The following is a 17,685-nucleotide window of genomic DNA, read 5'->3' as shown; positions in this document are numbered from 1 at the left end:
GACTCGAACCCCCGGCATCTTCGGTGTAAACGAAGCGCTCTACCAACTGAGCTAACCGCCCCCTGCCCGCTCTTTAGAGCGCGCGCGCCCGGCAATCAAGAGGGGTTTGTGCCTTGATGTGCAAAGGGGACAAAACGACCAAGGCGCGCCCGGTGAGGGGCGCGCCTTTGGGGGAAAATGGTGGGCGATGCAGGATTTGAACCTGCGACATCATCGATGTGAACGATGCGCTCTACCACTGAGCTAATCGCCCCCGTGGCGCGGCTTTTAGCGTCAGTCCTCATCCTCCGCAAGAGGGGAAGTGTCGGTTTTTTCGTCCGCAGCCACATCGGCCAGCATGCCGGAGGGACGGCGCAGTTTGACGACGAGAATCTCATCCCCGTTCTTTTCGAACTGGCGGTTGACCTTGAGCTTGCCCAGCGGCGGGATCTGCATCTCTTCGCCCTCCGAGAGCGCCTCGCCCAAGACTTTGAGCACCGCGTCCATCGCGCCCCGCGCCTCGCTTTTCTTCAGACCGCCCTCGACCATCACGCGCTCGACAAAGGTCTTTTTGCGCAGCACCAGCTTGGTGTCGGGCGCCTCGCCAGTTTCGGCGGGCGTCAACTCGGGCACCGAGGCGGGTGCGGGCGGATCGTCTTGGGTTTTCAAAGCAACAGGCTTTTTCTTGGCAGTGGTGGCTTTGGCCATGATGGATCCTCTTTTCCCTGAAATAGGGGGAAGCCTAGCAATAAGTGGTCTGAGACGCAAAACGCCCGCCGCGTGGGATGCGGCGGGCGTTTGTTGGCTTAATGGGCCGTGGTCGCGGCGCCATGTCCGTCGGAGCCCTTGGCAGCGGCCGCAGCGGCTGCGGCCGCCTCCTCGGCCTCTTCGTCCCATTCGACGGGCTCTGGCATGCGCACAAGCGCGCGTTCGAGCACTTCGGTCACATGGGTCACAGGTACGATCTTGAGCCCCTCTTTGACGTTGTCGGGGATCTCGGCGAGGTCTTTCTCATTCTCTTGCGGAATGAACACCGTCTTGATCCCGCCACGCAGCGCGGCCAGAAGTTTCTCCTTGAGTCCGCCAATCGGCATTGCATTGCCGCGCAAGGAGACCTCGCCCGTCATTGCGATATCTTTGCGCACCGGAATGCCGGTGAGCACCGAGACGATCGAGGTGACCATCGCCAGACCCGCCGAGGGGCCATCCTTGGGCGTTGCGCCATCGGGGACGTGAACGTGGATGTCCCATTTCTCGAATTTCGGCGGCTTGATGCCCATCTGCGGCGCAACCGAACGGACATAGGAGCTTGCCGCGTCGATCGATTCCTTCATCACATCGCCCAGCTTGCCCGTGGTCTTCATCCGGCCCTTGCCCGGCAGGCGCAGCGCCTCGATCTGCAACAGATCGCCGCCCACCTGCGTCCAGGCCAGCCCCGTGACGACACCGATCTGGTCTTCTTGTTCGGCCAGACCGTAGCGGTGCTTCTTGACGCCCAGATAATCGCCGACCTTGTCCTCATCGACGGTGATCGCCTTGACGGTCCCCTTCGATTTGATGATCTCGGTCACCGCCTTGCGCGCGAGCTTTGCGATATCGCGCTCAAGGTTCCGCACGCCCGCCTCGCGGGTGTAGTAGCGGATCACGTCGGTCAGCGCACCATCGGTCAGGACGAACTCGCCCTTCTTGAGACCATGGCCCTTGATCTGTTTGGGGATCAGGTGCTGTTTGGCGATCTCAGATTTCTCATCCTCAGTGTAGCCTGCAAGCGTGATGATCTCCATCCGATCAAGCAGCGGACCGGGCATGTTGTAGCTGTTGGCCGTGGTCAGGAACATCACGTTGGACAGATCGTATTCCACCTCGAGATAGTGGTCCACGAAGGTCGAGTTCTGTTCCGGATCAAGCACTTCAAGCATTGCACTGGCCGGATCGCCCCGAAAGTCCTGACCCATCTTGTCGATCTCGTCGAGCAGGATCAGCGGGTTGGTCGTCTTGGCCTTTTTCAGCGCCTGAATGATCTTGCCCGGCATCGAACCGATATAGGTCCGGCGGTGGCCGCGGATTTCGGATTCGTCGCGCACGCCGCCAAGGCTGATGCGGATGAATTCACGCCCCGTGGCACGCGCAACCGAGCGGCCCAGCGAGGTTTTCCCCACGCCGGGAGGCCCGACGAGGCACATGATCGGGCCTTTCAGCTTGGCCGAACGCGCCTGCACGGCGAGATATTCGACGATGCGCTCCTTGACCTTCTCAAGCCCGTAGTGATCGGCATCGAGCACCGCCTCGGCCTTGAGGAGGTCTTTCTTGACGCGCGATTTGGTGCCCCACGGGATCGACAGCATCCAGTCGAGATAGTTGCGCACAACCGTAGCCTCAGCCGACATCGGAGACATCGACTTGAGCTTTTTCATCTCAGCATCGGCCTTGTCGCGGGCCTCTTTGGAGAGCTTGGTGGCCTCGATACGGGCTTCCAGCTCAGCGATTTCGTTCTGGCCGTCCTCGCCGTCGCCCAGCTCCTTCTGAATAGCTTTCATCTGCTCATTCAGATAATATTCGCGCTGGGTCTTCTCCATCTGCGTCTTCACGCGGGATTTGATCTTCTTCTCGACCTGCAGAACAGAGACTTCGCCCTGCATCAGGCCGTAGACCTTCTCAAGCCGTTCCGCGACGTCGAGCGTCTCCAGCAGATCCTGCTTTTGCTCGACCTCAAGGCCGAGATGCCCCGAGACGAGATCGGCCAGCTTATCGGCATCGACCGCTTCACCGACGGCGACCAGCGCCTCTTCGGGGATATTTTTCTTGATCTTGGCATAGCGCTGGAACTCATCGCCCACGGTGTTGAGCAGCGCACGGACCGACGCCTCGTCGCCGGGCAGCTCGAACAGCGGATCGGCCTCGGCTTCGAAATAGGAGTCGTTATGGACGAATTGGGTGATCTTCACGCGGCTCTTGCCCTCGACCAGCACTTTCACGGTGCCATCGGGCAGCTTGAGCAGTTGCAAGACATTGGCGAGCACGCCGACGCGGTAAATCCCATCGGTTTCGGGATCATCTTCGGCGGGGTCCATCTGACTGGCCAGCAGGATCTGGCGATCCTCTGACATCACCTCTTCCAGCGCGCGCACCGATTTCTCGCGCCCCACAAAAAGCGGCACGATCATATGCGGAAAAACCACGATGTCACGGAGCGGCAAGACCGGATGGGTGACGGGAGTATTATCGGTCATTTGTTTTCCTCTGTGGCAAAAGGGCTCGACCCCGTTCATCGGCAGCCGTGCCCTTCCCTTTAGACCCAATATCTAGGTGGGCAACTGGTGGGGTTCAACTAGGTGCGTGTCACTCACCTGACACAATGCGCGGGCGGGTCTTTCGGGGCAAGGGTGCGTTTCGAGATTGTCGCATCGCTGAGCGAAAAAATGAGCGATAGTTATCGGCTTGTTAATCGGCAGAGTCAGCGGGGCAGGATCATCTCGGCGCGCAGCCCGCCAAGCTGCGCACTTTCGCCCAGCTTGAGCGAACCGCCATGGCTGCGCAGGATATCAGCGGCAATCGAGAGACCCAGCCCCACGCCTTGCCCCCGATCCTGATTGCGCGCGGGATCGAGCCGGGTGAAGGGACGCACCGCCTCTTCGCGCCGCTCGGGCGCGATCCCGGGTCCGTCATCGACCACCGCGACCCGCCAGCCCTTTTGCGAAATCGTCACGATCACCTCCGCGCGCGTGCCATAGCGCACCGCATTGCCGATCAGATTCTCCAACGCGCGGCGCAGCGCGTCGGGGCGGAACGTCGCCTCCCCCGAGCCCTCGCAGCCGCGCAGCGTGACATTTTGTCCGGCCCGCGCCGAATCCTCGACCACACCGCTCACAAAATCGCAGATGTCGCATTTCACCGGCTCCCCCTGCGAGGCCCCGTCGCGCGCGAAATCCAGAAACGCATCGACCAGACGGTTCATCTCATCGACGTCACGCTCCATGGCCTCCACATCCGGCCCCTCGGGCATCATCGACAGCCCCAGCCGCAGCCGGGTGAGCGGCGTGCGCAGATCATGGCTCACCCCGGAAAGCATCAACGTGCGCTGCTCGATCTGGCGCTCGATCCGGTTGCGCATATCGAGAAAAGCCGAGCCCGCCGAGCGCACCTCATTGGCCCCGCTCACCCGGTAGGAAATATGCCGCCCCTTGCCAAACGCCTCTGCGGCATCTGCCAGCCTGCGGATCGGGCGCAGCTGATTGCGCAGGAACAGATAGGCCACCAGAGTCATCAAGACCGAGACGAACACCATGAGCACCAAAAGCTGATGCGGATTGGAGGCCGAGACCCGATCGCGCGAAAAGCTGAGCGAGAGCGGCCCGAGCGGCGCATCCAGCACCACCGTCACCCGATTCTCGCCATCGCTGAGATCGATGTAGCGGATATTGTCGATCCGCGCGCGCAGCGTCGAAATCACCACCAAGCCGGTGAAATCGAACCAGCTGCGCTTATCACCCAACGCATGGGCCAGCGCTTCGGGCGCAGGATAGCGCGCGCTCAGCCCCAGAATGCTGTCGACCGCCCCCATCCGCGACTTCGCGAGCGCGGGCGTCGGCGCAGTACGCGCCACGGTGTCGAGCAATTCGATCTCGCGCACCATGGATTGCGTCATCTGCCGGGTCACGCGCTCGAAATGGCGCTGGATGAACACAACCGAGACCACAAGCTGGATCGTCACGACCGGCAGAATCAGAATCAGCGCGGCACGCCCATAGAGCCCGCGCGGCATCATCTGTTTGAGCCAGCCAAAATTCATGGCAGAACCCTAGCTGTGCGCGCTGCGGAGGAAAAGATGCAACAGATGGAATCGGGCCTGCGGCGACTCGTGGCGCCAAACCCTTCGCCGATGACCCATACGGGCACCTGCACCTATGTGATCGGCACGGGTGAGGTCGCGGTTGTCGATCCCGGCCCGGATGATCCGACCCATCTGCGGGCGATTCTCGACGGGCTCGATCGGGGCGAACGGGTGACCCATATTCTGGTGACCCATGCCCATCTCGATCACTCCCCGGGGGCGCGAGCGCTCAGTGCCGCCACTGGCGCGCCCGTGCATGCCTTTGGTCCCCCGCAGGCCGGGCGCTCTGCGATCATGGAGCGACTCGCGCGCGATGGGATGGTTGGCGGTGGCGAGGGCGTCGATCACGCCTTTGCCCCCGACCGAATGCTGAGCGATGGCGAGACGCTCTCACATGGCGATTGGACGCTCACCGCGCTGCACACGCCGGGGCATTTTTGCAATCATCTGTGCTTCCAGCTCGGTGATTCCGTGCTAAGCGGCGATCTGATCATGGGCTGGTCGACGACCCTGATCTCACCGCCAGATGGCGATCTGGGAGATTATTTCCGCTCAATCGACCGGATCGCAGCACTTGGGCCGCGCAGGCTCTATCCCGGCCATGGCGCGCCGGTCGATGCGCCCATTGCGCTGATCGCCGAGCACCGCCAGCACCGCGAGACTCGCAGCGCCCAGATCCTCGCCGCGCTAAGCGACGCTCCGGCCATGCCGGCTGCACTCACCGCACGTATCTACCACGACATTCCACGCCATCTTCACGCCGCCGCCCTGCGAAACATTCTTGCCCATCTCATTGAATTAAATGACACAAACCAAGTCCAAGCCCGCCCCGCACTAAGCCCAGAGGCTGAATTTTTCCGCCCGTGACAAGAAGATGAATTTTTCTCCGAAAACCCTCTGGACAACCCCGTTCGAGATTCATATACACCCCCTCGTGTTCCGGCGTAGCTCAGCGGTAGAGCAGTTGACTGTTAATCAATTGGTCGTAGGTTCGATCCCTACCGCCGGAGCCAAATCTCCCTGATAAATCAAAGATTTGCGAGCTAGCCCCTTCGGGGGCTTTTCTCGTTTCTGGAGACGGGGGCACACCGGGGGCACAGATCAGCCCACACGCGCGCGGGTCAGCCTCAGTGGACAGTTCCCAAAGGAAACGAAGCACCGATCAGCCCACGCGCGCGCGGGTCAGCGGTGGTGTTGACAAAGCCAACACCACTACCTCCGGATCAGCCCACGCGCGCGCGGGTCAGCCTGGGTCGTGAGTAGCAACTTGCGACTGAGCGAGGATCAGCCCCCACGCGCGCGGGTCAGCCGTGGCAATCGCGTTGTTGTCTCCAACGCGTTTCGATCAGCCCCCACGCGCGCGGGTCAGCCTTGATTTCGTGTGTCCCAAGTTGGGACAGACCAGATCAGCCCCCACGCGCGCGGGTCAGCCTGCACCTCATCTCCGCCAACTTGGCGGAGATCAGCCCACGCGCGCGCAGGTCAGCCCTTTGCCCGCTTTGCGGCGTGCCGCCTTGCCTTGTTGTCACTGATCTTCTTTTTCGTCGCGCATCGAGGCGAACAAGAGCGCGCATTGACGCGCCGCTCAAGCGGGATAGGATCACCACAGACAATACAAAATCGACCTGCCCTAGCCTTCATTACGGCTTTGCGATTTTTGTTCTGTGTGTGCTCCCGGTATCTCCAATACTCATTCTTACGCTTGCACTTCTCGCCACAAAACTCGCGTTTCAGATTGGTCTCCATGGGGATCAACGCACCGCATTCCCGGCAATGCCTATCGGGAAGGCCGAAACGGCGATCAATCTTCCATGACTCAATGAAGCAAGCTTGCGAACAGTATTTGCGGTCAATACGTGTTCGGCGCCCGCTTCGATCACGCTCAGGCAGGGGCTTGCCGCAAACCTCGCAGCGATGCACTAGGTCGAGCGGATGCCGACCATCGACCGAACGGCGTTGTTCACCTGCAAATTCTTCAGCGCGTCGATCCGGGATTGATGGGTGCTCGCGCAAAGACCGCTGCAATACTTCTTGTGACCTTCGGGCAATGGCTTGCCGCAACGAATACAGCGGGTCCGCTCTATCAACAGGCCCTCGTGAATTGTCCATTCCGGTTGCCCCTCATTCCAAGTTGGACGCTTCGCGCCAGCAGCGCGGAACGCCTCGGCCAATATCTCCCGCGCGATCAGATCGGCGCTATCCCAGCCCCAGCCCTGCAAACACAGATCGGAGCGCAGGCCCGCCCGCAACGGCCCTTCCAGACCCCAGAGCGAGCCGGTCGCCCCCGCCTCGAAGGCTAGCTGGATCACGTCCACAAGCTCTTTGACGAGGTTGTCGTATCGCCCGCGCCCGAGCTTGCCGCGCCGCGCGTCCCGCGCCTGCCGTTCAAGTTTGCGCTGTTGGACCAGAGACACCAGCATCACGCGGCCCCGTCGTCTTTCCCCCAGTTCACCAGCTTCAACGCTTGGTCAGGGTCAACGCCCGCTTCCTTCGCCATGCCGAGAGCCTGCACCACGGTTGCGGCCGCACGCGCCCGCCCGCCTGCGTCATAGGCTTGGAGCGGTCGAAGCGTGTCTATGTCCACCACCGCGCCGAGCTTTTCGGTCGCTTCCTCGGCCATCGACATTGCCAGCGGTTGCAGGGTCCATTGCGCAAGGTGGCGCTGCGCCTCCCTCACCATCGGCCCGGTTGTCGCGGAGCTGGCAAGCCCCGGCAGGACGCCGAAGGCCATCTGCACCGCATCCCGCGCCGCCGAGAGGGTTTCGCGGGTCATCGCTTTGGAAAGGTCCGGGGTTACGTCCGAGGCTTTCCAATCCTGCACCGGCGCAGGCCCGCCCGCCGCCGAGACATTGACGCTTTCGCGGATCAGCACGTTGCCCCGGTTGCCCCGGAAGCTGCCCGCCATCGAGGTCATGTCCGTGTCGGGCATTTCCGGCATTGGCACGATTTGCGAGCCAAGCGGCATATTCTGGAACGCCTCGGCCAGCGCGGTTTCAACGTGGTGCAACAGCCCCGCCGTGAGGCCCGAGCGCCGCAAGGGTGCCTGCCCCGAGTAAGGCGCGTTCACGTCGCTGCCGATACGGAAATGCAGCACCTCGCCCGCAAGCGCGGTCATGGTCCGCCCGCCGCCGGTATCTGGCAGGGTCAGACGATAGGCCACCGGCTGCGCAAGGCGGGTCGTCAAATCCCAATCGGTCGCCGGGATCAGCCGATCTTCCGCGATATAGAACACCGCTTCACCGCGCAGCGCCAAGGCCCGCGCCGCAAGCGCGAGATTGCGCCGGGTCAGAACGTCCGTTCCCTGCACGTCCGCGAGGCTCAGCCCGCTTTCCCAGAGAGACACGCAGCCCTGCACCGTCGCGGTGAGTTCCGCCGCGCCATCCCGGCCCGTGATGTAAGCCGCGCGCGAGGTCATCACCTGCGACGTGTAGCCCGTGCCGGTTGCCCGCGTCTCAGCCTTTCCGAAGATCCGTTGCAAGAGGCCCATGTCATGCCCTCCGATATGCGCGCAGCAGGTCAGCCGCGCCGCTGAATTGCATCGCCCGCGCGATATGCGAGGGGGTGAGCGTCACCGCTTCGGATAGCTGCCCGACAGTGACGGTTTGCGCGCTCGCCCCGGTCGGAGCCGGAGCGGTTGCCAGGTATTCAGCCAAGCGCCGGAACGCCTCGGAGACAGCCGCAGGAAGATCGCCGCCGCCCACCGTTGCCGTGATCCGATACGGCCCGCAGCCGCGCAGGTCATAGCCACCGAAGGGTGACGCGCCGGGGGTGAAGGCCACCCACTCGCCCGCCTGCCATTCCTCCACCGTGTCGAGGGTCGCCGGGGTCAAAGGCGGTTGCCAATCCCCTGCCCCCTCCACGATCCAGACCACGCCGCGCGCGGTCCAGCGATGCGCGCAATATGCCTCGATCCGTTGCCAGAGCGCCGCCGCGTCGAGCACCTGCGCCGCGTCCGACAGCCCGGAAACAGTCGGATAGCTCGCCGGGATTTCTTCGGTTTGTCTCAGCGTCACCGCCATCAGAGCCTCCACCGGTTAAGGGTGCGTTGAAGCCCTGCGCCCTCGGGCAGCCAAACTGCCGAGCGCCCTTCGGGCTTGTCTTGCGGTTGGTCTTGCGGCTTGTCGCCGGTGAACAGCTCCAAGAGCGTTTCCTGATACGCGGGCTGGGTCACAATGCTCAGCTCGAAAAGCAGCGCCTGAAACACCGTGCGGATCATCGCGCGGCCTTGGCTCGGGTCTTCCGCCACGATCTTCTCAGCGTTCGGCACAGTCACCGGGGGCGGGATGCGAAAGCCGGGGGAAATGCCCCCGACCAAGCCCGCCTCATACTGCGCCAGAAAGTCTTTCCACCACGTCGAGGCTTGAATTTCGGGCAGGATTTCCGCCTCGAATGTCAGCGCCTCGTCGGTATCGGTGAGGGTCAAACTGCCCGCCCCTTTCGAGGCGAGCGGCTTGTCATAGCTATGACCGATCAGCAGGTGAATTTCGGCCTTCGGATCGTTCACCCGATAGCCGAAAGCCTTTGGCGCGAAGACTTCCTTTTGAGGTCGCCCCCGCTTCCCGCCATCGCTCAACACGGCGCGTTTGCCGTAGGGAAAGCGGCCATGCAGCGCCATTGCGCCAGATGCCCGCTTGCGGATTTCCAGCCCGCCGCTATGGCCGCCCCAGTCCATTACGCCGCCGCCAAGCCGGTGAGGATGCGCAGTTGCGAGCCGCGCGCGACAGTCACGTCAGCGGTCACAAGCCCGGTCAGCCGCAGCCCGCCCGACTGTGCGTCGGAATACGGATCACGGATAAGATCAACCGCGCCCCAGATGCCGAGGAAGGCCGGAGCGATGCCGCCCGCCGAGGTCGTCAACACCGCCGTTGTGTCGAGGGTGTTCGACAGAGCCGGGTTGCCCATCTTCGCGACCATCCGGTCAAGCTCGGTAACTGCCGTGCCGGTGACGAATTGGTCATCAAGATCAGCCCAGACACTCGGGCCGAAACCGATCTTCACATCAGTCGGAGCCGATGCCGCGTTGCCCTCCATGAAGGCAACCACCTCAGCCCGGATCGCTGCCCACGTCGCCACCGCGTCAATCGCGGTCGAGGTGATGCCGTAGGTCGCAGCCCCGGCCACCACGCCCAGCGGTTCGCCGTCCGCGCCGGTGCCGGAGAAACAGGCCTTGTCCAGCTCCACGCCGATCACCGATGCAAGGTCGCGCCGGATTGCTTGCTCAAGCCCGCTGCCCGTCTGTTTCAGCGCCTTGCGCGTGATCCGCATATGCGCGCCAAGGGTGTTGTTCGGAGCGAGCGATTTTTCCGCCGTGGCAAATGCCGAGGGTCCGGCCACGTTGCCGCCTTCGGTTGCAGCCCAGCCCGCCACCGCGCCAGCGGTCGCCACCGGCCATTCGGTCGAGCCGTGGTCAATGTTGATCGTCTGGAAGCCAAGACGCGCGGCCACCGATGCCGGGAAAAGCCGGTCGATAATCGGGCGCGTGGTCATCGGGTCAGGCGTGCCGGTCGAGACGGTTTCGCCTGCGCGCTGTTCCAGAGCCATGAGCGGCACGGGAACGCCGCGATAGCCGCCAGCGTTGCGCAGCTCTTGCACCACCTCAGCCGTGCGGCCATCGAGGGCGCGGCCTTCATCGAGGGCTAGCACCGCTTGGCGTAGCTCATAGCCCGAAACCAGATCGGACCATTCGCGGCCCGAACGGGTTTCGAGTTCTTCGCCAGCCTCGCGCCGCTCGCTATCCTCAGCGATCAGCGCCGCGCGATAGCGGGTTTCATTGCTCCGATATTCCGCGTCGAGGTCATTCATCGAACGCAGTTCGGTTTCGTCGGGGGTTTCCTTCCCCGACAGTTCGGCCAGCTTTTGGCGGATTTCCGATTGCCGCCGCTGGATCTTCACAGAATCAAGCATGTTTTACCTCTTTGCTCGAAGGGTTGCGCTGCATGTCCCGCAGCAAATCGCGCCACCGTTGACGCTCGGGGGATAGTTCAGGATGCCCAGCCTCGATCCGGGTCTTCGCGCCGTGGCACGGGCCGCAGAGCGTTTGCAGATTTTCGAGGTCGAACGCCTTTTCAGGCGCATCACGCACGGGCCGGATGTGATCCACTTCCAGCCGGTAACGAGAGCCGCATTTGACGCATTGGAAACCGTCGCGCCGCTTCGCCATCAGGCGCAGCGCAGGCCAGCGCCGATCGCGATAAACCCATGTGCCGTATCGTTTGAAGGTTACGCCCACATCACCCTCCCCGCTCTTGGAGCCGGTCGGCTGAGCATCCGCGCGCCTTCGGAGACGGCCAGCATCGCAGCGCAGGCCGCATCAATCCGGCCCATGCTGCGCCCCTTGGCGGGCTTCGCATTGCCCGCAGGGTCGGTCAGCACCACCGCTTCCGCGAAGGCGTGGCGCAACAGGTAGCTTTCGGGAGACTTCACGCGCCCGTCAAAGACATGCCGCCGCAGCCGCTCCACGTCCTCCGAGCCATCCTTGAAGCCCATGCCGCGCCAGACCACCGGCGCACGGCTTCCGGCCTTGTCCAGAGCCTCGCCCATCTCAGCAGCCTTGAAGCGGTCGCAGACAATGCAGGCGACATTCTCGGCCACGGCACGGCGCAAGACGCTCTCGATCCATTCGACAATTGGCACGGTCCTATCGCCCAAGGTGAACAGCTCGTGCCGCTGCGCCATCTGGCAATAGAGGTCGCCCACCGCGTCGGATTGCCCGCGCGCGTCCAGACCGGGAGAACCGGGAAAGGTGCCGTAAGCCTCAAGCCGCCCCGTCTCGGGCCAGAAATAGGCCGCTGCCGACATGGACGCAGAGCCGCCCAGGTCGAGGCCAATCACGCATGGCCCCTCTTTCGGGGGCAGGTCCGTCACCTCGCACTTAAGCCAATCATCAAGGCCCAACAGCACGTCGCGGTTGTCTTCCTGCACCCGCTCATTGCGCGACAGCAGCCGGAAGCGCGACAGCGCAGAGCCGCCCCGCTCAAGCGCGAGTGCCGCGTCAGCCTTGAGGCGGTCGAGGCTCGGGCCGATGCCGTATTTCGTGCCGGGGTTCGCGACGATTAGCGAGGCCACATCATCCGCAGGCAAGCCCTTTTCGGGCCGGTGTTCCTGCCGATAGACGCCCGGCGCGTCCCGGTCGAGCCAGAGGCTAAACGGGTGCGCGTCAGAGCTTGCCGAGGTCGAGATAATCAACGCCCGCCCGTCACGCTTTGACAGGCCGGTGAGCAAGGCCGCTTCCAGTTCGTCACCCTGAGCCAAGGGCCAATGGCCCCGTTCATCGAGAATTGCCAAGGTCGGAGAAGTGCCGAGGGCTGATTTGCCATCCGCCGAGATAGCCCGGAGAATGTGCGGCCCCCGTTCGTCGTCATACTGTATCTCAAACCGGGGTTGCCGCCGGATCGTGATAGCCGCCTGCATGTCTTCGGGCAGGGTCCGGGTCAGGCTCGCGACGTAGTGCCAGCAGATTTGCGCCTGTTGCTGCGTCTTGGCAGCGATCAGGATTTCGCGTTCCGCCGCATCGCTCCACGCGCCGACCAGCTCGCCCAAGGCCAGCACCGCCGACAAGGTGGATTTGCCGTTACCCCTGCCCACACTTAAGCAGCCCACATTGATTCCGGGAGCGAAAGCCCCGTCAATGAATTGGCGCTGATAGGGAGCCAGCTTGATAGGCTCACCCGCGAGACGCCCGGTCGGAACGCTCAGAGAGGCCGCAAAACGCTTGGCGAGGGTCGAGGGTTTAGCCATCTGCGCCCCCCGTGTGTGTAGAAAGGCTACCCCGCTCCGCGAGAGGCCTCCCCCAACTGAAACCGGGGCATTGGGACCGCTCACCACGCATCGTCACACCTTCGCGGTGATCGCATAGGCCGCGACCTGTTCGGGATCAGCGCCGAGCCGCTTCACCTCCATGATGGTATAGGCAATGCCGCCCACCGTGAGCGTATCGAGAGGGAGAGGCACGGCTTCACCCACCTTCATCACGCCGAGCCAATCGCCAGAGCGCAGCAACAGCGGGTTGTCTAGGCCAGCGTCAAAGCCCGTGCGCGCCACCTGCACCTGCGTGTTGGTGATGGTGGTCGTGCCCTCGTCATATGGGCTACTCGCCGTGTTCTCGGTATGCGTGAGCGTGGCAGGCCCACCGTGCGCAGCGATGAGGCGATCAGCAGTAGCTCGGGCGGATGCGTTGAGGGACATGCCCACATTATATCCGCAGCGTAACCATTTGATAATTATCTCATTTCATCACGTTAGCTAACACAGGTGATGCGAGCCAATGATGCGCCGATCAGGGTTTGCGCCTCTCAGGCTCAGAACATGCTGGGGGAGGTGTTTATATTATATTGGGTGGTCAATTCTGACCACCTTTAGCCCAGCCATAGACCGCAGCACCGTGATAGCTAGATGCCGGGTGCAGCTCCTCGATAAGCCCTTGAGCGATCAGAACGCCCCTCGCCCTTGCCATCCTCTTGGGCGTCCAGCCGAACCGCTCGCCCATGTCATTGGGTGCGGTGAACGTGGTGAAGCTGCCGTAATGCCTGCGCAGATAGGTCAGCAGGATATAGGCGTCGGGCGCGTCCATCATTAGCCCGTCGATCTCGTCAAAATGCGAGGCCACGCGCTTTCCGGAGCCGAACCAGTTTTCGCCCCGTTCGGTGTAGCTCCACGCCGAGCGCGCGACCTTGACCACCTCGCCCTCGGGCAATGGCGGAAACATCGCTTCGGCTTCGGTAAAGGCCACGTCCAGCATCGCCTCGAAGTCGTCACAGTGACGTGCCTGGGCCATGCAGCGGCGCCAGAGCGTATCATTGCGCTGCCCTATGCCCACCGCCTCGCGAGGCGCTTTGTCAGGCTCGTTAGCGGCCCGCATCACCGGCAGGTCGGGAAGATCCTCTAGCGAGCCTGAGACAAAGCCATATTGCCCCAGACTGACGCGCGACGGAGGGGCGACCGCATAGCCCCCGCCGAGAATATCGACAGGCACGGAAGCGTCAGGCCTGATCCGCCGCCGCTCGCCGTTGTGCTTGTAATAGGCGTGCCACCGGCCTTGCGCGCTGCGCACGATCACCGGGGTTTGCCCGTGCCGGTCGAGAGCATCAGCAAGGATACGCTCGTCGGTCGTGTCAACGTCAAGGATCGTCAGGCCCGACTTGGGACCGGGCGCAAAGCCTAGCGCCTGTGACGATCCGAACCGACCGGCAAGCAGTTGGCTCGCCGGAAGGCCGATCTTGAGATAATTGGTAACGGCAGGCGTTTTCTCGGGTGTGACCGGGAATGTAGCAACGCCCGCCGCCGCGTAATGCGGTTGCCAGCGGGCGAAGCTCATTAGCCGTGACCTTTCACCTTGCCCAAGCGATGCAGCGCGACGTGGTGACGCCTGCAAAGCCAGAGAACATCAAAGGGCCGGTCATAGTCGGAATGATGCGCGTCAGCCTTCGGATTGCCGCAGACTGCGCAGGGGTGTTTCTCCATCACGCCGAGCCGCAAAGCATTCGCGACCGCGAGGTGCGCGAGATACCGCTTCGGGTGTTTATCACGCCATTTCCGTTGCCGTGTCGGCGCTTTTCCCTTAGATTTGCGGGGAGCTTGACCAGCTTTGAATTGCCCCTCGGCTGCGCCCGCCAGCGCGCCGGGGGTTTGCTTTTCCTGTTTCATCGAGCATACCCCACCAGCCCGACCATTCCTTGATCGGTGAGCCGCTGGCGCACCTGATTCGCATGGCCGGGAGAAAGGCACGGGATGATCTCGTCAGGCTCACCGAAGCGATGCACGACGATTTGCACGTTGCCGTGAACGGTCTGCATTTCAAAGAGGCCATCGGGCTTGAGCAGGAGCGCTTCTTCAAGGTTGCGGGGGTCAAATCTCAGCATCACGCGGCCCCCTTTTCGGCCTGCGCGTCAAGCCACGCCAGCACCTCGGCTTCGCGCCAGTAGCGCCGCCGAGCGATGTAGATTGGTTTCGGGAAGTCCAGCTCCGCGTCATGGAGCCAGCGCCAGATAGTCATGTCGGAAACGTCGCCGCACATCATGCGAACAGCGTTTGCAGGGAGAAGTTTGCGTTCCATCTAGTAGCCTCACGTTTAACAAACTGTGGAGGCAATAAAGTTGGAGCTATAGGGTAATTCTATCCGAGGGTTTACCCTATTTATGATAGAGGCTTCGAACGCCTGCCATAATCATATCTTTACGAAGCTTCTCAAGCTGCACATCATCCCGAAACTGCGAAGGGTCCATGTTATCAATCAAATATGAAACATGTTTTTTATACCAGTAGTAGGTATCAATTGCAGTTTGACCGGCGCGACCTTTTCCAATGTTCTTTCTAAACTCAAAAATTTGATCCGAAGATAAGTCTCCACAACTTCTAGAGACGAAGTTGCACGCATCCTTAACCGAGAAACCTTCAGCCTTCAGTAGATCAACTGCCGCAGCGGCTGAGGCCATCCGCGTAGCCTCGAAATCGCGTTTTCCGTTTACCCTCAGCTCACGATGAATGACATCATCGCTAAGCCAAACTAAAGGAATAAGCAGAGACGCCGGTTTGATTTTCTCAGCTTTTAAAAATTCAGTTACAGCGTCAAGCGCTGTCAAAGCTCCGATAATCTCGTTTTCTTTAAATGCCGTTAGCGCCCTCTCCAGACCGTTCTTGAGCTCGTCAATACTTGCTCCCATCACCGCGCCCCCTCGATCCGCACCACGTTATCCGCCTTGCCGGTGACAATCTCCCGCACCAGCCGCGCCCAAGCGTTGAGCGCCTTTCGCTTCTCGTCCGCATAGTCGTGCCGCTGATAGACCGCGACAATCCCCCCGCCCGTGCCTGAGACGTGATTCAACACGGCTTCGGTGACGCGCACGGGGATGCCAAGCCGCGCCATTCCCGTTGCCGCCGTGCGGCGCAGGTCATGGAAGGTCCAGTGCGGAATTTCGACAGGCTCGCCCGTCTCCCGCTCGGCCACCTCGGCCATCTTCTCGGCCACATGGTTTCGGCCCTTGTGAAAGCCGCTCAGAGGCGTTTCGCCGGTCGTGGTGTAGATCAGCCCCGGCTTGCCCTCGATCCGCTCCACGCGCGCCAGAACGTCGCGCACGGTCTTGGAGAGCGGCACGTCATGCGCTCGCCCGTTCTTCGTGCGCTTGGCGTCCAGATGCCACAGGTCGCCGCTCACCTCGTTATCGGTCATGCCAGCCACCTCGCCCAATCGCTGCCCGGTGAGCAATAGGGTTTGAGTGAACGGCCCCCAAGGAAAGCCCAGATCGTCGCAGGCTTGCCAGAGCCACCGGATTTCGTCGTCAGACAGAACGCGGTCGCGGCTCGTTTCCTTCGCCACAGGCTTCACGCCGGTCGCCGGGTTCATCGGCAGAATGTCCCGCTCAACGCACCAGTTGAGAAACTTGGAGAGATAGGCCCGGATGCGGTTTGCCGTGACCACGCGCCCGCTATCCGCGATCCCGTCTAGCAGGTCGATCACGTCGCGCTTGGTGATTTCGTGAATATCACGGTCGCCCCACTCAGCACCGACGAACCGGTCAAGCTCGCGTTTCACGGTCGCGCCGGATTTCAGGCTCTTGAGGTGGCGCTTCTCATACTGCCCGAGCAAGGTCTGCACCTTGTCCCGATCCTCTTGGGGCTTCGGAGCCTTCGCGGCCCGCACTTCCTCGGCGGGGTCGCGCCCTTCCGCCGCCGCTGCGAACACCTCCCGCGCCCGCTGGCGCGCATCCGCGAGAGACAGCACGGGATAGGCCCCGAGGGTCATGCGCCGGTGTGTTCCGTTCACCCTGTAGCGCACCGCCCAGCCCTTCTTTCCGGTGGGCTGCACGATCAGGTTTAGGCCTGGGCAATTATCGTCTGCAATCTGTTGCCGGGAGCCGGTCGGCTTCATCCTGTCAACGTTCTGAGCGGTGAGCTTCATAATCAATTTGTCCTTTGGGGGCACAGTTGGGGGCACAGAATAGCTTATCGCCCCGTTTGCCTTCGTTCCCCAATGTTAGGCACTAATCGCCATAAAACAAGGACTTATTGCGAATTTCGTTAGAAACCGTTTTTCAAAGATAGGCCGCAAAATTAGACTGTTAATCAATTGGTCGTAGGTTCGATCCCTACCGCCGGAGCCATTTCTCCCCGTAAGGCGTTGAAATAGCTACAAAAGTAACTCATCTAGCTGCATAGCTGCGGCATAGGTGTGTTCCATACCCGTGCTCTTGCGTTTGTCCGTCCCAGCTTGGATCGGACCCTCGAGATGAACGGCCAACCCCACCTCTTCAAACGCGGCAATGTCTATCAGTGGCGACGGCGCGTCGCTCGACAATCCACAGGAATTATCGACTTCAAGTTCTCCTTGGGGACGACAAAACTCGCTTCCGCACTTATTTTGTCCCGCAAGATCAGTGCAGAAAGCGATTTTGTCATGCAGGAAATCATCGAACATGGGATCACGATGGAGGAAGGACGCCTTTGGCTGGCCGAGGTCATCCGCGAAGAGCGCGCCAGAATCGATCGCAACAACATGATGCGACGCGTCAGCGACCGCGATCCGGCGTCCGAGATCGCCGCCGATGATCGGGTGCGCCGGTGCTGGGCGCACATCGCGCGACATGGCATTCATGCGCCACCCCCCGATGATGCGGATCCAATGCAATTGCTGAATTTCGAATTCTTCCGCGAAGAACTCACAAGCCATGCGCGCGGCTATCAGAACTTGAAGAAGTTCAAGGAGCTGACGGGGCGTGAAGTCCTCTCGGCGCTCGGGAAAATGACCTTGCTTGACCTGATGATCGCTGGCCGCAACGCCGCGTGGAACGAAGACCGTTCGGAATCCCAGCTCTGCAAGTCGTTGCTGGCCACCCTGCCCGATGAGGTTCCGCTAGGCTCTGGACTTCGGTAACGGGGGCGTC

Annotated in this window: 19 protein-coding genes, 2 tRNA genes and 1 CRISPR repeat array; of the genes, 3 read left to right on the top strand and 18 right to left on the bottom strand. The window is 61.9% G+C overall.

Features of this window, described 5'->3' with window-relative positions; genetic code table 11:
* Positions 1-178: 178 nt before the first annotated feature.
* The 4 genes from DL1_RS19425 to DL1_RS19410 all read right to left on the bottom strand — a co-directional run bounded on the left by DL1_RS19425 (position 179) and on the right by DL1_RS19410 (position 4,768).
* Positions 179-253, bottom strand: a tRNA-Val gene (locus DL1_RS19425).
* Positions 254-273: 20 nt separating this feature from the next.
* A complete protein-coding gene (locus tag DL1_RS21080; protein ID WP_051693703.1) occupies positions 274-687 on the bottom strand; it encodes an HU family DNA-binding protein in 414 nt (137 codons plus the stop codon).
* Between the two features lie 98 nt (positions 688-785).
* A complete protein-coding gene (lon, locus tag DL1_RS19415; RefSeq protein WP_038069635.1) occupies positions 786-3,209 on the bottom strand; it encodes an endopeptidase La in 2,424 nt (807 codons plus the stop codon).
* A 224-nt stretch (positions 3,210-3,433) separates the two neighbouring features.
* Complete coding sequence (locus DL1_RS19410) at positions 3,434-4,768, bottom strand: ATP-binding protein (RefSeq protein ID WP_038069633.1); 1,335 nt, start codon at positions 4,766-4,768, stop codon at positions 3,434-3,436.
* A 36-nt stretch (positions 4,769-4,804) separates the two neighbouring features.
* Here DL1_RS19410 and DL1_RS19405 point away from each other — a divergent pair, with 36 nt between their 5' ends.
* Both DL1_RS19405 and DL1_RS19400 read left to right on the top strand, forming a co-directional pair.
* Positions 4,805-5,677: an MBL fold metallo-hydrolase gene (locus tag DL1_RS19405; RefSeq protein WP_038069631.1), complete on the top strand. Its 873-nt coding sequence runs from the start codon at positions 4,805-4,807 to the stop codon at positions 5,675-5,677.
* A 71-nt stretch (positions 5,678-5,748) separates the two neighbouring features.
* A tRNA-Asn gene (locus DL1_RS19400) sits at positions 5,749-5,823 on the top strand.
* Positions 5,824-5,909: 86 nt separating this feature from the next.
* Positions 5,910-6,298: a CRISPR direct-repeat array (repeat unit 28 nt; unit sequence GATCAGCCCCCACGCGCGCGGGTCAGCC).
* Between the two features lie 431 nt (positions 6,299-6,729).
* Here the strand turns inward: DL1_RS19400 and DL1_RS19395 are convergent.
* The 14 genes from DL1_RS19395 to DL1_RS19330 form a co-directional block, all read right to left on the bottom strand.
* Complete coding sequence (locus DL1_RS19395) at positions 6,730-7,230, bottom strand: hypothetical protein (RefSeq protein ID WP_051693702.1); 501 nt, start codon at positions 7,228-7,230, stop codon at positions 6,730-6,732.
* Positions 7,230-8,297, bottom strand: a complete 1,068-nt coding sequence (locus DL1_RS19390; RefSeq protein WP_038069628.1) for a phage portal protein — start codon at positions 8,295-8,297, stop codon at positions 7,230-7,232. The genes DL1_RS19395 and DL1_RS19390 overlap by 1 nt, the downstream gene beginning before the upstream one ends.
* Position 8,298: 1 nt before the next feature.
* Complete coding sequence (locus DL1_RS19385) at positions 8,299-8,829, bottom strand: hypothetical protein (protein WP_038069623.1); 531 nt, start codon at positions 8,827-8,829, stop codon at positions 8,299-8,301.
* Positions 8,829-9,482 carry an HK97 family phage prohead protease gene (locus DL1_RS19380; RefSeq protein ID WP_051693701.1) on the bottom strand — a complete coding sequence of 218 codons (654 nt, stop codon included), beginning with the start codon at positions 9,480-9,482 and terminating at the stop codon, positions 8,829-8,831. The genes DL1_RS19385 and DL1_RS19380 overlap by 1 nt, the downstream gene beginning before the upstream one ends.
* Positions 9,482-10,714 carry a phage major capsid protein gene (locus DL1_RS19375; RefSeq protein WP_038069620.1) on the bottom strand — a complete coding sequence of 411 codons (1,233 nt, stop codon included), beginning with the start codon at positions 10,712-10,714 and terminating at the stop codon, positions 9,482-9,484. The genes DL1_RS19380 and DL1_RS19375 overlap by 1 nt, the downstream gene beginning before the upstream one ends.
* Positions 10,707-11,039, bottom strand: coding sequence for an HNH endonuclease (locus DL1_RS19370; RefSeq protein ID WP_038069618.1), 333 nt, complete (start codon positions 11,037-11,039; stop codon positions 10,707-10,709). The genes DL1_RS19375 and DL1_RS19370 overlap by 8 nt, the downstream gene beginning before the upstream one ends.
* Positions 11,030-12,547 carry a terminase large subunit domain-containing protein gene (locus DL1_RS19365; RefSeq protein WP_051693700.1) on the bottom strand — a complete coding sequence of 506 codons (1,518 nt, stop codon included), beginning with the start codon at positions 12,545-12,547 and terminating at the stop codon, positions 11,030-11,032. Before DL1_RS19365 ends, DL1_RS19370 begins: the two co-directional genes overlap by 10 nt.
* A 93-nt stretch (positions 12,548-12,640) precedes the next feature.
* Positions 12,641-12,994 carry a hypothetical protein gene (locus DL1_RS19360; RefSeq protein ID WP_038069615.1) on the bottom strand — a complete coding sequence of 118 codons (354 nt, stop codon included), beginning with the start codon at positions 12,992-12,994 and terminating at the stop codon, positions 12,641-12,643.
* 154 nt (positions 12,995-13,148) lie between these two features.
* Positions 13,149-14,123 carry a bifunctional DNA primase/polymerase gene (locus tag DL1_RS19355; RefSeq protein ID WP_038069613.1) on the bottom strand — a complete coding sequence of 325 codons (975 nt, stop codon included), beginning with the start codon at positions 14,121-14,123 and terminating at the stop codon, positions 13,149-13,151.
* Complete coding sequence (locus DL1_RS19350; RefSeq protein WP_211250649.1) at positions 14,123-14,452, bottom strand: hypothetical protein; 330 nt, start codon at positions 14,450-14,452, stop codon at positions 14,123-14,125. Before DL1_RS19350 ends, DL1_RS19355 begins: the two co-directional genes overlap by 1 nt.
* Positions 14,449-14,667: a hypothetical protein gene (locus DL1_RS19345; protein WP_038069610.1), complete on the bottom strand. Its 219-nt coding sequence runs from the start codon at positions 14,665-14,667 to the stop codon at positions 14,449-14,451. The genes DL1_RS19350 and DL1_RS19345 overlap by 4 nt, the downstream gene beginning before the upstream one ends.
* Complete coding sequence (locus DL1_RS19340; protein WP_038069608.1) at positions 14,667-14,861, bottom strand: helix-turn-helix transcriptional regulator; 195 nt, start codon at positions 14,859-14,861, stop codon at positions 14,667-14,669. Before DL1_RS19340 ends, DL1_RS19345 begins: the two co-directional genes overlap by 1 nt.
* Positions 14,862-14,937: 76 nt before the next feature.
* Complete coding sequence (locus tag DL1_RS19335) at positions 14,938-15,468, bottom strand: hypothetical protein (RefSeq protein WP_038069605.1); 531 nt, start codon at positions 15,466-15,468, stop codon at positions 14,938-14,940.
* The gene (locus tag DL1_RS19330; RefSeq protein WP_038069602.1) at positions 15,468-16,703 is read right to left on the bottom strand and encodes a tyrosine-type recombinase/integrase; all 1,236 of its coding nucleotides are present in this window, start codon (positions 16,701-16,703) and stop codon (positions 15,468-15,470) included. The genes DL1_RS19335 and DL1_RS19330 overlap by 1 nt, the downstream gene beginning before the upstream one ends.
* Positions 16,704-17,030: 327 nt before the next feature.
* Here DL1_RS19330 and DL1_RS19325 point away from each other — a divergent pair, with 327 nt between their 5' ends.
* Positions 17,031-17,675 (top strand): hypothetical protein, encoded by a 645-nt coding sequence (locus DL1_RS19325; RefSeq protein WP_143081734.1) that lies wholly within the window; start codon positions 17,031-17,033, stop codon positions 17,673-17,675.
* The last annotated feature ends 10 nt before the right edge of the window (positions 17,676-17,685 follow it).

Origin of the sequence: Thioclava dalianensis, assembly GCF_000715505.1 — a bacterium.
Classification (GTDB): domain Bacteria; phylum Pseudomonadota; class Alphaproteobacteria; order Rhodobacterales; family Rhodobacteraceae; genus Thioclava; species Thioclava dalianensis.
Note: the sequence above shows the minus strand (reverse complement) of the source record. Positions and strands in the feature narration are given on the sequence as shown.